Genomic DNA, 14,299 nt, shown 5'->3' with positions numbered 1-14,299 from the left:
CTGTTTTCCCACCCTATGGCTTGTTTCATCCTCAAGGGTCCTCCCCCGAGGTCGAGCGAGTCTGCCTTGCAAACCTCCACAAGGTCTACACCATGGGCATATCGCTTCGGTATCGGAGCTCAAATGCCCAGGTGAGCGCGGCGCTACACGCGTAAGTGGGATGTGTCACCCAGTCACAAACGGAGGGGCTGGTTCACACCAACTCCGCTACCGGCGACGGCGTGATCTCCCGACGAGAAGCGGCGAGTGGACTAGACCTCTCATGGTGGATCGCGCGAGACTGTTCCATGTGAAACACGTCATCGCCCTGGATGTGGGCGGCACCGGTATGAAGGCCGCCCTGGTCGGGGCGGACACCACACTCCTCCACGAGGCCAGGAGGCCCACCGAGCGGGAGCGCGGGCCCGAGGCGGTCGTGGCCGCGATCCTCGACTTCGCCGCCGAGCTGCGCACGATCGGCGAGCGGCGGTTCGGCGGGCCCCCGCTGGCCGCGGGGGTCGGCGTGCCCGGGGTCCTGGACGAGGACCGCGGGGTGGCCGTCTTCGCCGCCAACCTCGGCTGGAGCGACGTCCCGCTGCGGGCGCTGCTCACCGAGCGGCTGGGCGGGATCCCGGTCGCGCTCGGCCATGACGTCCGGCTGGGCGGGCTGGCCGAGGGGCGCATAGGAGCGGGCGAGGGCGCCCGGCGCTTCCTGTTCGTCTCCGTCGGCACCGGCATCGCGGGCGCCATCGGCGTCGACGGGCGCATCGACCCCGGAGCCCACGGCTCCTCCGGCGAGATCGGCCACATCGTCGTCCGGCCGGGCGGCGCCGCCTGCGGCTGCGGTCAGTCCGGCTGCCTGGAGACGCTCGCCTCGGCGGCCGCGGTGGGCCGCGCCTGGGCCGACGCCAGCGGCGACCCGGCCGCGGACGCCGCCGACTGCGCCAAGGCCGTCCGGTCCGGCGATCCCAGGGCCGTGGCCGTGTGGGGCGAGATGGTGGGCGCACTCGCCGACGGCCTGGTCACCGCCCTCACCCTGCTGGACCCCGGTGTGCTGATCGTCGGCGGTGGGCTGGCCGAGGCCGGGGAGACGCTGTTCGCGCCGCTGCGCACCGCGGTCGAGGAGCGGCTCACCTTCCAGCAGATCCCCCGTATCGTCCCGGCGGCCCTCGGGGACACCGCCGGCTGCCTGGGCGCGGGTCTGCTCGCCTGGGACCGACTCTCCACGGAGGTAACCGCCTGATGGTCCAGCGAACGCATCTCACCGGCGCCCGGGTGGTCCTGCCGGACGGCGTGGTCGACAACGGGCGGGTGACGGTCGAGGGCACGCGCATCACGGCGGCGGGACCGGCGGCCGGGAACGCGGCGGGACCGGCGGCCAGGGCCGCGGGGGGACCGGCGGGAGGACCGGCGACCGGACACGCGGCGGGACCGGCGGCCAGGGCCGCGGCGGGACCGAGAGCCGGGCGCGCGGTGGATTCCGCGTCCGGCGGCGGCGGCGAGCGGGCGCTCGACCTGGCGGGCGGCTGGATCGTCCCCGGCTTCGTGGACCTGCATGTGCACGGCGGCGGCGGTGCCTCGTTCTCGGCGGGCACCCCCGAGCAGGCCCTGACCGCCATCGGTACGCACCGGCGGCACGGCACCACCACGATGCTCGCCTCCACCGTCACCGGCGACCTGGACGACCTCGCCCGGCAGGCCGCCGCCCTCTCGGAGCTGGTGGAGCAGGGCGAGTTGGCGGGCATCCACTTCGAGGGGCCGTTCATCTCCCCCCACCGCTGCGGCGCCCACCAGCCCTCGCTGCTGCGCGCGCCCGATCCGGCGGATGTGCGCAAGCTGGTGGACGCGGCGCGCGGCACCGCGCGGATGATGACCCTCGCCCCCGAACTGCCGGGCGGGCTGGAGTCCGTACGGCTGCTGGCCGAGAGCGGGGTCCTCGCGGCCGTCGGTCACACCGACTCGACGTACGAGGCGACGCTGGAGGCCGTCGAGGCGGGCGCGACCGTGGCGACCCACCTGTTCAACGCGATGCCGTCGCTGCTGCACCGCGCCCCCGGCCCGGTGGCGGCGCTGCTGGAGGACGAGCGGATCACGGTGGAGCTGATCAACGACGGCACCCATCTGCACCCCGCCGTCCTGGGGCTGGCCTTCCACCGGGCGGGCGCGGACCGGGTCGCCTTCATCACCGACGCGATGGGCGCGGCGGGCATGAGCGACGGCCGCTATCCGCTCGGCCCCATGGAGGTCGAGGTCAAGGACGGTGTCGCGCGGATCAGCGACGGGCCGACGGCCGGTTCCATCGCGGGCTCCACCCTCACCCTGGACCGGGCCTTCCGGCGAGCCGTCACGATCGACGGGCTCGGCGTCGAGGCGACCGTAAGGGCGCTGTCCGCGACCCCCGCCCGGGTGCTGGGCATCGCCGACCGGGTGGGTTCGCTCGAGCCCGGCAAGGACGCCGATCTCGTCGTGCTCGACGACGACTTCCGGCTGCGGGGCGTGATGCGCCGGGGCACTTGGGTTGTCCGTCCCGAACTGGACTGAAATGCCCTGATTTCAGGCGGGGGTGACGGTGCGTCGACACGGTCCGACGCTGTCCGCAACGACGCGGAGGTCTGGGCCGAAGCCACTCGTTTTGGCATGATCGCTCGGGCACGGGAACGGGCACGTCCGGCTCGGGTACGCACGGCTCGGGTACGCACGGCTCGGGCGCGGGTACGGCACGGGCACGGGCACGGGTACGGCCGGGGCACGGGCATCGCCCGGCACACAGTCGCATTCAGCACAGGAGTCTCCGTCCGGCGGGGGGACGGGAGAGGGGATGCCAGGGTGATCCTCACGGTCACGCTCAACACCGCCCTCGACGTCACCTACCGGGTGCCGGAGCTGCGCCCGCACACCACCCACCGCGTCACCGAGGTCACCGAACGGCCGGGCGGCAAGGGCCTCAACGTGGCCCGGGTGCTGGCCGCGCTGGGCCATGACACCGTCGTCACCGGCTTCGTCGGCGGGGTCACCGGCGCGGTGCTGCGGCAGCTGCTCGCCGGGATCGCCACCCCCGGCGGCGGCCACAAGGCACCTCGCGGCACGATCACCGACGCGCTGGTCCCGATCGCCGGTACCACCCGGCGCACCATCGGTGTCGTGGACGCCGCCACGGGCGACACCACTCAGCTCAACGAGCCGGGCCCGATCGTCACCACCCCCGAGTGGTCCACCTTCATGGACGGTTACGGTCGGCTGCTGCGCGAGGCGTCGGCGGTCGCGCTGTGCGGCAGCCTGCCGCCCGGGGTCCCCGTCGGGACGTACGCCCAGCTCATCCGGGAGGCGCATGCAGCGGGCGTGCCCACGCTGCTGGACACCAGCGGCGAACCGCTGCGCCGGGGCATCGCCGCCCGCCCCCATCTCGTCAAGCCCAACGCCGACGAGCTCGCCGGGCTCACCGGCTCCACCGACCCACTGCGCGCCGCGCGCGACGCCCGGCGGCGCGGGGCGCGCGCGGTGGCCGCCTCGCTCGGCCCCGACGGCATGCTCATGGTCACCGCCCATGGCGCCTGGCGCGCCAACCCGCCGCGCCGGCTGACGGGCAATCCGACGGGCGCCGGGGACGCGGCGGTCGCGGGGCTGCTGTCCGGGCTGGTCGAGGAGGTGCCGTGGCCGGACCGGCTGGCCCGCGCCGTCGCCCTGTCGGCGGCCGCCGTAAGGGCCCCGGTGGCGGGCGAGTTCGACCGTGCGGTCTACGACGAGGCGCTGGCGCGGGTCGAGGTGACGGAGCACCCGGCGGCGGCGTGAGCAACCGCCGAGTGCCGCCCAGGCCCTACGGGGTGTCCGGCGGGCCACACGGCAGAGCCGCACATCCGTTCACGTGGCGGAGCCGCGTATCGATACCTCCCCCTCCCGCCCTTCCCTCCGGCATCGATACGCGGCGCCGCCACGTGGCGGGGGCTTCGCGCGGCGGGGGCTCCACGCGGCGGGGGCTCCGCATGGCCGGAGTTCCACGCGGCAGGAACTCCACGCGGCGGGGGCTCCGCATGGCCGGAGTTCCACGCGGCAGGAACTCCACGCGGCGGGGGCTCCGCATGGCCGGAGTTCCACGCGGCAGGAGCTCCACGCGGCAGGAACTCCGCGCGGCGGGGGCTCCGCATGGCCGGAGCTCCGCGCGGCCGAAGCTCCACGCGGCCGAAGCTCCACGTGGCAGGGGCTCCGCCCCGGACCCCGGGGTCTGGGGCGGAGCCCCAGTTGCGGGAAGGGGCGGGTAGGGGAAAGCAGCCCGCCGCAGGCGTCACGATCCGCCGGACACCACCTGGCCCTGGCCAGCCCTTGGCCTTGGCTAACCGTTGCCCCTGGCTAACCCTTGCCCCTGGCTAACCCTTGCCCCTGGCCAGCCCTTAGCCCTGGCCAGCCCTAGGCTAGCCCTTGGCCTTGGCGAGCCACATCTGATCGATGTTGGCGTCGCACTTGTCGCCGGGGTCACACGACAAGGTGATCGTGTTGGTGCCCTTGGTGAGCTGGACGATCGACCAGGTCTCGGTCCAGCCCTTCTCGTAGTCACCCTTCGGCGCGCCCGAGAAGTTCTTCATGTTGAGCGGCCGCGTCTCCTTCTTGCCGTTGATCGTCAGCGACATGCTCTGGTCCTCGCCGGGCACGCCGTAGGTGACGTACAGCCGGTAGGACTTCGCCTTGGCCACGTCCAGGTTCCAGGTCGCGGACGAGCCCGGGGTGTTGAGCCCGCCGACGTAGGTGCCGCCCGCGGCCTTGGCGCCCTTGATGTCGCTCGCGGCGGCCGCGCCGCCGGTCAGCTTCATCTTCGCGGCGTCCTCGGTGGGCAGCTTCTCGTCGCCCGGGCCCTTGGCGGGCCCGGAGGGCTCGCGGGGCCGGACGCTGGAGCCCGCCGTGGGCTGGCCGGTCGGGTCGGCCTGGTCGTCCTTGTTGTCGTCACCGTTGGTGATCATGGCAACGCCGATGCCCACGAGGACCACCGCGACCACCGCGATGGCGCCGATGAGCAGCCCCTTGTTGTTGGGGCCACGGCCGCCTCCGCCATGGCCGCCGCGCGGGGCGTCCGCACCGGGCTGGCGGGGTGCGCCGCCGGGCAGGGTCTCGGGGGCGGCGTAGTGGGCGTTCTGCCGGCCGTGGCCGCCCTGCTGGCCGTACCCCTGCTGCGGCTGCTGGTTCGGGATCTGTTGGCCGTAGTTGCGCTCACCCACCGCGCGGACCTGGTTGTACGAGGTGCGGGGAACCCCTGGCTGGGCCGGGCCCGGGTAGCCATAGCCGCCGGTGCGGGGGGCGGCACCCGGCTGGCCCGACTGACCGCCCTCGTTCCCTTGATCGCCCTCCGAGCGATACAGGTAGGCGAACGGATCGTCGTTCTCCGGTGTGCCCGAGCCGTTGTTGCCGGCCGTCATCCCTCGTCACTCCCCTATGCATATGGCCATCGGCGCGGGATCAGAACGCGCCACGACAGCTCATATCAGGGTCGAGAGGGCCTCAACAGGGCGTGTGCTGTCCGGATGGCCAATATTCATGATCGGTTCACTGTCGGCGGCAGGGCCGCATCGGCGCAGCCTACCGCGACCGACCGCCTCCCTACCTCATCCCGCCCGGCGGCGCTCCTTGGAGCGGGACCGCTTCTCGATGTACATCCGCTGGTCAGCGGAGTGCAGCACCTCTTCGGCCGACATTCCGCAGCCTGCCCAGCCGATACCGAAGCTGGCACCGACCCGGACGGCCCTGCCGTCCACCCGGATGGGCGGAGTGATCGCGTTCCGCAGCCGTACCGCCAGGTCAGCCGCGTCGGCCTGGCCGAGGCCGTCGGCGAGGACGACGAATTCGTCACCGCCGAGGCGGGCGACGGTGTCCCCTTCCCGCACTCCGTTGGTCAGCCGGCGGGCGACCTCGATGAGCACGGCGTCGCCCGCGTGGTGCCCGAACCGGTCGTTGATGGACTTGAAGCCGTCGAGGTCGCAGAAGAGCACCGCGAGCCCCTTGTGGCCGTCGTCGATGTCGGAGTCCTCGTTGGGCGGGACGGTGTGCACATGGCCGTCGAACGGGGCGGTCTCGACCGGCGGCGGGGTGCCGAAGAACTCGAACTCGTCGAAGCCGTGCAGATGCCCCGCCGCGTCCACATAGACCCCACCGGCGCCCGGGACACCGCCGTCCGACGCGGTCCCGTCCTCGTACCCTCCGCCCGGCCGGGGCGGGGTGGCGCACAGCCGGGCGGCGAGCCGGGCGCGCAGCTCGGCGCTGTTGGGCAGGCCGGTCAGGGAGTCATGGCTGGCGCGGTGGGCGAGCTGCAGCTCATGGCGCTTGCGCTCCTCGATGTCCTCGACATGGGTGAGCAGGAAGCGCGGGCCGTCGGCGGCGTCGGCCACCACCGAGTTGCGCAACGAGACCCAGACGTACGAACCGTCGCGGCGGGCCAGCCGCAGCTCGGCGCGGCCGCCCTCGGCGGAGGTGCGCAGCAGGGTGCCGATGTCCTCGGGGTGGACCAGGTCGGAGAAGGAGAAGCGGCGCATCGCGGAGGCGGGGCGGCCCAGCAGCCGGCACAGGGCGTCGTTGGTTCGCAGCAGCCGGCCGTGCTGATCGCCGCCCATCTCGGCGATGGCCATGCCGCTGGGCGCGTATTCGAACGCCTGCCGGAAGGACTCCTCGCTGGCGCGCAGCGCCTGCTGCTCGCGCTCCAGGCGCAGCAGGGCGCGCTGCATGTTGCCGCGCAGCCGGGCGTTGCCGATCGCGACGGCGGCGTGGAAGGCGTACATCTGGAGGGCCTCGCGGCCCCAGGCGCCGGGGTGGCGGCCGTTGCGCGGTTTGTCGACGGACAGCACGCCTATGAGCTCGCCGCCGGAGGCGCCCGCCGCGTAGAGCGGGGCGAACAGGCGGTCCATCGGATGCCATTCGTCGGGGAAGCGGGGCGCGGGCCCTGGGGTGTGCCACTGCGGGACGTCGTCGTCGTCGAGGACCCAGCCCTCGCTGTACGGGATGAAGCGCAGATCGCCCCAGCGCTCGCCCATGGACAGCCGGCGCTCCCAGGAGCAGCGGGAGCCGACCCGCCCGGCCATCAGCGCCTCGGCCCCGGCGCTGCCGCCGACCGCGGCGACGACGAGGTCACCGTCGGGGCGGACGAGGTTGACGGCCGACAGCTCGAAGCCGAGCCCGGCGATGACACCGTCGGCGACGGCCTGAAGCGTGTCGGCGAGGCTGCGGGCGGTGTTCAGATCGGCGACCACCTGGTGCAGCTGCCGCAGTGTCGCAAGGCGGATGTACGGCTCCGACTCGGTCTCCATCGATCGCACTCCCCCGAGACCTCGACAGCAAACTCCTGGCGTCTTGTCGTCCGATTGCCACGGCCACTGAATCACAGCGAGCTGCCCACTCGGTACACAGGGTCAACAATTACTGCCTGCTGTGACTCATGTCACAGACCGTGTTCACCTCTTCAACAGGGCGGGTGGGAGCGCTCCTAGTTTTTGTGATCGCAAATCCCGGAACGACGGCGCCTGGCCATGCAAGGCGGCCGCCCGGGAAGCCCGGACACCCCCCGGCCCGGCACCGGGCTTACGGCCCGCGGCCTACGCCCGGAGTGGTCCCCCGGCCCGATGCGGGGACCGGCCGGGGGCGGTTAGCGTCGAAGGGTGTTCCCGACGACTCCTTCCAGCCCAGCCGAGCCCGCCGTCCCCCATGCTGGTGGGGTGAGCGAGGACGAGTTCCGCATCGCGCTGTCGCGGTTCACCGCGGGTGTGGTGCTGGTGACCGCGCACGACCCGGAGGAGGGGCCGAGCGGCGAGGACGTCGGTATGACGGCCACCGCGTTCATGTCAGTGTCACTTGACCCGCCCCTGGTGATGGTGAGCGTTCGCAACGGGTCCCGGATGGACGAGCTCCTCGAGCGACAGCCCCACTGGGCGGTATCGGTCCTGTCGGAAGGTCAGCGGCACATCGCGGGACGATTCGCCATGAAGGGGCGCATCAGCGACAGATTGCTGTTCGAGGACATGTCCGTGGTGCGGGGCGAGCATACGGACGCCCCGCTCGCGGTGGGCGCGCTGGCGACGCTGGAGTGCCGCACCGAGCAGCGGGTGACGGCCGGGGACCACACGCTCGTGGTGGCCCGGGTGCTCGCCGCGGCGGCACCGGCCGCGGAGGGCGGGCCGCTGACGCACTTCAGGGGGCGCTACCGGACACTGGGGTGAGGGGCGCCGAAAGCGTGGCGACCGGGGAACGGCGACCGGGCGGTGCGGGCGGTCCGGGCGGGCGGCCCCGTCGGCCCGGTGGGTCCCGTCGGCCCGGTGGGTCTCGTCGGCCCGGTGGGTCTCGTCGGCCCTGTCGGCCCGGGCGGCCGGACGGGCTATGTCCAGCCCCGCCCCGTGCGGCCCCGCTTGACGTCGCTCCGCTGCTTCTTCTCGCGCAGCCGCCGCTCGTTGATGCCCCGGGGGATCCGGGTGGGGCGGCGCGGCTTGGGCGGTGGCGCGGTCGCCTCCGCGAGCAGTGACGCGAGCCTTACGGCGGCCGTCTCGCGGTTGCGCCACTGCGAACGGTGCTCGGAGGCCCGTACGGTCACCACCCCGTCCACCAGCCGGCCCGCCAGCCGCTCCAGGGCGCGCTCCTTCCATACGGGCGGCAGCGCCTCGGTGCGGGCGAGGTCGAAGCGCAGCTCGACCTGGCTGTCACTGGTGTTGACGTGTTGTCCGCCGGGTCCGGAGGACCGCGAGAAACGCCACATCAACTCGGCCTCCGGCAAGAAGACCGAACCTCGGATGACATAGGGCGCGGGCATGTCCCCCATGGTCGCCTGCCGACCCCGGCGGCGTCATCTTGTTATCTCGTCGTACCCGGACATCAGGGTTTGGCAAAGAAAGTAAAGAGAGCTGGAACCTGTCGGGCCATTCATGGCGTTGTGGAGGGTGACGACGGCTTCGCCCGTCGCCTCGGACCATCGAGACCACGAAAGGGACTCCCCATGGCTGTAAGCCTGTCCAAGGGCGGCAACGTCTCGCTCACCAAGGAGGCACCGGGCCTGACCGCCGTCACGGTCGGCCTCGGCTGGGACGTCCGCACCACCACGGGCACCGACTTCGACCTCGACGCGAGCGCCATCGCCGTCAACACGCAGGGCAAGGTCTACTCCGACCAGCACTTCGTGTTCTTCAACAACAAGTCCACGCCGGACCAGACCATCGTCCACACCGGTGACAACGTCACCGGCCAGGGCGAGGGCGACGACGAGCAGATCAACGTCAACCTGGCCGCTCTGCCGGCCGACGTGGAGAAGATCGTCTTCCCGGTCTCGATCTACGAGGCCGAGTCCCGTAGCCAGAACTTCGGCCAGGTGCGGAACGCGTTCATCCGCATCATCAACCAGGCCGGCGGCACCGAGATCGCCCGCTACGACCTGAGCGAGGACGCCGCCACCGAGACCGCCATGGTCTTCGGCGAGCTGTACCGCAACGGGGCGGAGTGGAAGTTCCGCGCCGTGGGCCAGGGCTACGCCTCCGGCCTGGTGGGCATCGCCAAGGACTTCGGCGTCAACGTCTGAGGTTCCACCAGCGCACCACCACCGAGGGCCGCCCCGCACCCGGGGCGGCCCTCGCCGTGTCCACGGCCATGCCCCCCTTAAAGGGGAACGGGGTCAGAACTCGCTGGTGTCCAGGTCGAACCCGAGGGGTTCGGGCAGCGACAGCGGCTGGGAGATGTCGACCTCGACCTTGCGGGTGTACCTCTTCCCCGCGGGCAGGGAGTGCAGGACGGCCTGGTTCCGCTCCCGGTCGATCAGCAGGTAGAACGGAATGCCCGCCGTCGCGTAACCGCGGAGCTTGGGGCCCCGATCGTTGTCGGCGGTCGAATGTGACGTGACCTCGCCGACGAGCATCACCGCTTCCGGATCGTGGTACTCCAGCGAGTCGCCGAAGCTTCCCTTGGGCGCGATGACGAAATCAGGAACGACCTTGCCGGTTGGTGACGCATCCGGAACGCGGAGCCCGATGCCGGTGTAGCGCCCCAGGTCCTTCCTGTGGTCGCGCACCTGCCCCGTCACTTCCGACACAATCTCTTCGTGCTCACCATTAGCGGGAGGCACCACGTGGATTTCCCCTTCGATCAGTTCCACGCGCCATCCCTCGGGGGCTGCCGCGCTCAACGCCACGAAGGCTTCCTCGACCGATGAAGCGGTGCTCTCGCCACTGTCCGTGCGCGCCTCGCGCTCGGGGGCCGTCAGTGCCACGGTGGACCTCCTTCGTACGGAGCGATGCTTCCAGCGTAGGCGAGCCGCCTCGGGCGGTTGGTCCCGTTGTCACCCTTCCGGATGACGATCAGCGCTTGCCCGGAAGGCGCCCGAGACCGCCTGGGCCAGGGCCTGCTTGCGGCGGGTGTGGGTCTTGGGCGGGTCGTCGGGGGCGGCGGTGGCGGAGAGACCGGCGGCGGACCAGGTCAGGGCCATGGCGAGGGCCAGCGCGAGGACGTCCTGGGGGTCGATCGAGGCGGTGACCCGACCGGCGCGCTGGGCCTCGGCGATCGCCTGGAGTTTGACGGTGACGGCGGATGACTCGGTCACCAGGTTGTCGGTGACCACTCCTTCGAGCTTGGCCCAGGTGGCCAGGCGGACCAGTTCCGGCCGTTCGATGGCGGTCTCGTAGAGCCGCACGGCGTACTGGGGAAGGTCGTCGGCCGTGAACGGGACGGCATCGACGACGGCGTCGGCGTGGAGGCGGAAGACGGCGCGGAAGAGGCCGAGCTTGTCCCCGAAGTAGGCGTACAGCTGTGCCTTGTTGACGCCCGCGGCGGCCGCGATGCGGTCGACCCGGGCGCCCGCGATGCCATGGGCGGCGAAGTCGGCGGTGGCCGCGTCGAGGAGGCGGCGGCGGGTGGCATCGCTTTTCCGGGGAGACACGGGGTTCAGGTTACCAACTGGTTAGTTGCCAGCGCTGGGTGTGGGCGCGTAGCGTACAAAAATCCAACCAACTAGTTAGTTAGAAAATGAGGTGGGGACGCATGACCGTGCGTGCGTACGCGGTGGAGCAAGCCGGTGGCCCTGTTCAGCCGCTCGAATACGAGCCGGAGCCCCTGGGGCCCCTGGAGGTCGACGTCGCCGTGACGCACTGCGGCGTCTGCCAGACCGACATCGGCCTGGTGGACGACGTGTACGGCGTGTCACAGTTCCCGGTGGTCGCGGGGCATGAGGCGGTCGGCGTGGTCGAGGCCGTGGGCAGCGCCGTCGACGGCACGCGGCTGGCCGTGGGCCGGCGCGTCGGCGTCGGGGCGGTGGCCGGAGCGTGCTTCACCTGCGAGTGGTGCCTCACCGGTCGGCAGTATCTGTGCCCGCACAAGGACGACACGGCGCTGCGCGGCGACCGTGGCGCGTTCGCCACCCGGGTACGGGCGAGCGACTGGCGGTACGTCCAGCCCCTGCCCGACGCCCTCGCCTCCGAACACGCGGCGCCGCTCCTGTGCGCCGGGATCACGGTCTTCTCGGCGATCAGCCGGAACGGGGTGCGGCCCACGGACCGGGTCGCCGTGGTGGGCGTCGGCGGCCTGGGCCACCTCGCGATCCAGTTCCTCGCCAAGTGGGGCTGCCATGTGACCGCCATCTCCTCGACGGCGGCGAAGGCGGACGACACCCGGCGGTTCGGCGCCCATGAGTTCATCGTCGCGGACGAGGGGTTGCGGCGGGCGGCGGGCTCGTTCGACTTCGTCCTCTCGACCGTCTCGGCCGATCTGCCGTGGGACGCGTATCTGGCGGCGCTGCGCCCGCAGGGGACGCTGTCCGTGGTCGGCGTTCCCCACGGGCCGTTCAGCGTCCATCCGTTGAGCCTGCTGCCGGGCGAGAAGCGGATCGTCGGCGGCGTCGTGGGATCGGCGGAGGAGAACCGGCGGATGCTGGACTTCGCGGCGCGGCACGACATCCGTCCGGTCGTCGAGACGTTCCCGGTCGCGCGGATCGGCGAGGCGCTCGACCACGTACGCCACGGACGGGCGCGCTACCGGGCAGTGCTGGAGTTCTGAGGCCGGGCTGGGCCGGGCCGGGCCGGGCTGGGTCCCGGGAAACGCGGCCGCGCCCACGCCCGCGCCCCGCACACAGAACTCGACCACGCCCGCCACGGACACACGCGCTACCCGGCAGCGCCGGGAAACGCGCCCCGCGCCCTACGCCCCGCGCCCTACGCCCCGCACCCAGCACCCAGCACCCAGCACCCAGCACCCAGCACCCACAGATCGTCTTCTCGTCGCGTACACGGCAACGCACGGCAACCCCGGCCGCCGCGCCCGCCGATCGCCCCGCCGCGCTCGTCACCTGGGCGATCGGCCGGGCCCTGGCCCCGCCCCGGCCGGCGGTACCGATACCGCAGGGGCATGACGTAGCGGCATAAGTCAGCATCAACCAGCTGTTGTTACCTGATGCCTCGCTGACCGAATTCGCCCCCACTTGAACAACGTCGGGTCAAATTCTTGTTACGCGCCTATCCCAATCGATCGTTCAATGACAATCTCTGGTCGGCCCGCCGCACGTCTTCTGACTCCGCGGTAAGGCCCTCATGCACCTCTCTGTGCACCACTCGCACCACTCCTGCTCGACCGGACGGCCCACCCATGGCCGTCCGTACCCCCTACACAGGGCCGCGACCCGGCGGCCCCAAGGCAAGGAGACCGAGTGAGACCCATCGCTTCCTCCCCCCGTAAGAAGACCGTCCGCGTGGCGGCGCTCGTCGCCTCCGCCGCCATGGTCGTCATCGGCGTGCAGACCGGCCAGGCCAGCGCCCAGCCGGAGCACTCCCGCGAGGCGGGCGCCACGGCGCTTCCGCTGACCGCGGGCGAGCGCGCCACCGCGATCAAGGCGGCCCAGGCCGACGCCTCCGCGCAGGCCGAGTCCCTCGGGCTCGGGGCCAAGGAGAAGCTCCTCGTCCGCGACGTCATCAAGGACGCGGACGGAACCGTTCACACCCGCTACGAGCGCACCTACGCGGGGCTGCCCGTCCTCGGCGGCGACCTGGTCGTCCACGAGAAGACCAGCGGCGCGCGCTCCGTCAACAAGGCCACCGACGCGCGGATAGCGGTCAAGAGCACCGACGCCGCCGTGGCCTCCTCGGCCGCCTCCGGCACCGCGCTGAAGGCCGCGCCGAAGGCCACCACCGGCGAGAAGGCCAAGTCGCCGCGGAAGGTGGTCTGGGCGGCCACCGGCACGCCCGTCCTGGCCTGGGAGACCGTCGTCACCGGCACGCAGGCCGACGGCACCCCGAGCGAGCTGCACGTCGTCACCGACGCCACCACGGGCAAGAAGCTGTCCCAGTGGGAGGGCGTCGAGACCGGCACCGGCACCAGCAAGTACAGCGGCACGGTGCCCCTGGGCACCACCAAGAGCGGCTCCACCTACAGCCTCACCGACTCCACCCGGGGCAACCACAAGACGTACGACCTGAACCAGGGCAGCTCGGGAACCGGCACCCTGTTCACCGACGCGGACGACGTATGGGGCGGCGGGCGCCAGACCGCCGGCGTCGACGCGCACTACGGCGCGGCCGAGACCTGGGACTTCTACAAGGAGTTCCTGGGCCGCAACGGCATCAAGAACAACGGCGTGGGCTCGTACTCCCGCGTCCACTACGGCAACAACTACGTCAACGCCTTCTGGCAGGACTCCTGCTTCTGCATGACGTACGGCGACGGCTCGGGCAACGCCAACGCGCTGACCGCGATGGACGTGGCCGGCCACGAGATGAGCCACGGTGTGACCGCGGCCACCGCGAACCTCAACTACGCCGGTGAGCCCGGCGGTCTCAACGAGGCCACCTCCGACATCATGGCCACCGCGGTGGAGTTCTACTCGGGCAACTCCACGGACGTCGGTGACTACCTCATCGGCGAGAAGATCAACATCAATGGCAACGGCACCCCGCTGCGCTACCAGGACAAGCCCAGCAAGGACGGGGCGTCCAAGGACTACTGGTCCTCGACGCTCGGCAACATCGACGTCCACTACTCCTCCGGCCCCGCCAACCACTTCTTCTACCTGCTGTCCGAGGGCAGCGGCGCGAAGGTGATCAACGGCGTGAGCTACAACAGCCCGACCTACGACGGCTCGACCGTCACCGGGATCGGCCGGGACAAGGCCATCAAGATCTGGTACCGGGCCCTGACCACGTACTGGACCTCGACGACCAAGTACGCGGGCGCCCGCACCGGCACCCTCAGCGCCGCCTCCGACCTCTACGGCGCCAACTCCACCGAGTACAAGGCGGTCGCCGCCGCCTGGACCGCGATCAACGTGAAGTAAGCGGTCCCCTGAAGCGGTGACGGGCCGCACCGGGGGACCGGTGCGGCCCGTTCCGGACGGGCC

General features: G+C 71.7%; 12 protein-coding genes. 7 read left to right on the top strand and 5 right to left on the bottom strand.

Annotated elements, in window-relative coordinates; all coding sequences use genetic code 11:
* Positions 1-289: 289 nt before the first annotated feature.
* The 3 genes from LIV37_RS28170 to LIV37_RS28160 all read left to right on the top strand — a co-directional run bounded on the left by LIV37_RS28170 (position 290) and on the right by LIV37_RS28160 (position 3,768).
* On the top strand, positions 290-1,222 hold the full coding sequence (locus LIV37_RS28170; protein WP_121825226.1) for an ROK family protein: 933 nt from the start codon (positions 290-292) through the stop codon (positions 1,220-1,222).
* On the top strand, positions 1,222-2,520 hold the full coding sequence (gene nagA / locus LIV37_RS28165; protein WP_020870482.1) for an N-acetylglucosamine-6-phosphate deacetylase: 1,299 nt from the start codon (positions 1,222-1,224) through the stop codon (positions 2,518-2,520). Before LIV37_RS28170 ends, nagA begins: the two co-directional genes overlap by 1 nt.
* A gap of 285 nt (positions 2,521-2,805) precedes the next feature.
* The gene (locus LIV37_RS28160) at positions 2,806-3,768 is read left to right on the top strand and encodes a 1-phosphofructokinase family hexose kinase (protein WP_020870481.1); all 963 of its coding nucleotides are present in this window, start codon (positions 2,806-2,808) and stop codon (positions 3,766-3,768) included.
* Positions 3,769-4,385: 617 nt separating this feature from the next.
* Here LIV37_RS28160 and LIV37_RS28155 read toward each other — a convergent pair.
* A complete protein-coding gene (locus LIV37_RS28155) occupies positions 4,386-5,381 on the bottom strand; it encodes a CBM35 domain-containing protein (protein ID WP_020870480.1) in 996 nt (331 codons plus the stop codon).
* Positions 5,382-5,567: 186 nt separating this feature from the next.
* Positions 5,568-7,259: a diguanylate cyclase CdgB gene (cdgB, locus tag LIV37_RS28150; protein WP_020870479.1), complete on the bottom strand. Its 1,692-nt coding sequence runs from the start codon at positions 7,257-7,259 to the stop codon at positions 5,568-5,570.
* Positions 7,260-7,664: 405 nt separating this feature from the next.
* Here cdgB and LIV37_RS28145 point away from each other — a divergent pair, with 405 nt between their 5' ends.
* Positions 7,665-8,165, top strand: coding sequence for a flavin reductase family protein (locus tag LIV37_RS28145; RefSeq protein WP_020870478.1), 501 nt, complete (start codon positions 7,665-7,667; stop codon positions 8,163-8,165).
* Between the two features lie 155 nt (positions 8,166-8,320).
* Here the strand turns inward: LIV37_RS28145 and arfB are convergent, their stop codons facing one another.
* On the bottom strand, positions 8,321-8,758 hold the full coding sequence (gene arfB / locus LIV37_RS28140) for an alternative ribosome rescue aminoacyl-tRNA hydrolase ArfB (RefSeq protein WP_121824417.1): 438 nt from the start codon (positions 8,756-8,758) through the stop codon (positions 8,321-8,323).
* A 174-nt stretch (positions 8,759-8,932) separates the two neighbouring features.
* Here arfB and LIV37_RS28135 point away from each other — a divergent pair, with 174 nt between their 5' ends.
* Positions 8,933-9,508 (top strand): TerD family protein, encoded by a 576-nt coding sequence (locus tag LIV37_RS28135; RefSeq protein WP_020870476.1) that lies wholly within the window; start codon positions 8,933-8,935, stop codon positions 9,506-9,508.
* A 93-nt stretch (positions 9,509-9,601) separates the two neighbouring features.
* Here LIV37_RS28135 and LIV37_RS28130 read toward each other — a convergent pair whose 3' ends face one another.
* Positions 9,602-10,192, bottom strand: coding sequence for a Uma2 family endonuclease (locus LIV37_RS28130; protein ID WP_020870475.1), 591 nt, complete (start codon positions 10,190-10,192; stop codon positions 9,602-9,604).
* 69 nt (positions 10,193-10,261) lie between these two features.
* Positions 10,262-10,858 (bottom strand): TetR/AcrR family transcriptional regulator, encoded by a 597-nt coding sequence (locus tag LIV37_RS28125; RefSeq protein ID WP_020870474.1) that lies wholly within the window; start codon positions 10,856-10,858, stop codon positions 10,262-10,264.
* A gap of 101 nt (positions 10,859-10,959) precedes the next feature.
* On the opposite strand from LIV37_RS28125, the gene LIV37_RS28120 reads away from it, so the two are divergent.
* A complete protein-coding gene (locus tag LIV37_RS28120) occupies positions 10,960-11,970 on the top strand; it encodes an NAD(P)-dependent alcohol dehydrogenase (RefSeq protein WP_020870473.1) in 1,011 nt (336 codons plus the stop codon).
* Positions 11,971-12,616: 646 nt separating this feature from the next.
* Entirely contained in the window at positions 12,617-14,236 is a 1,620-nt protein-coding gene (locus LIV37_RS28115) for a M4 family metallopeptidase (RefSeq protein WP_020870472.1), read from the top strand.
* Positions 14,237-14,299: the final 63 nt, after the last annotated feature.

Origin of the sequence: Streptomyces rapamycinicus NRRL 5491, from assembly GCF_024298965.1 — a bacterium.
Taxonomy (GTDB): domain Bacteria; phylum Actinomycetota; class Actinomycetes; order Streptomycetales; family Streptomycetaceae; genus Streptomyces; species Streptomyces rapamycinicus.
The sequence above is the reverse complement of the archived record's forward strand: the minus strand, read 5'-3'. Positions and strand labels throughout refer to the sequence as shown.

Bases quoted from the DNA above. Each gene is read 5' to 3' on its own strand.
- nagA (WP_020870482.1), top strand. From the start codon at position 1,222: ATGGTCCAGCGAACGCATCTCACCGGCGCCCGGGTGGTCCTGCCGGAC.
- LIV37_RS28155 (WP_020870480.1), bottom strand. From the start codon at position 5,381: ATGACGGCCGGCAACAACGGCTCGGGCACACCGGAGAACGACGATCCG.
- cdgB (WP_020870479.1), bottom strand. From the start codon at position 7,259: ATGGAGACCGAGTCGGAGCCGTACATCCGCCTTGCGACACTGCGGCAG.
- arfB (WP_121824417.1), bottom strand. From the start codon at position 8,758: ATGGGGGACATGCCCGCGCCCTATGTCATCCGAGGTTCGGTCTTCTTG.
- LIV37_RS28135 (WP_020870476.1), top strand. From the start codon at position 8,933: ATGGCTGTAAGCCTGTCCAAGGGCGGCAACGTCTCGCTCACCAAGGAG.
- LIV37_RS28120 (WP_020870473.1), top strand. From the start codon at position 10,960: ATGACCGTGCGTGCGTACGCGGTGGAGCAAGCCGGTGGCCCTGTTCAG.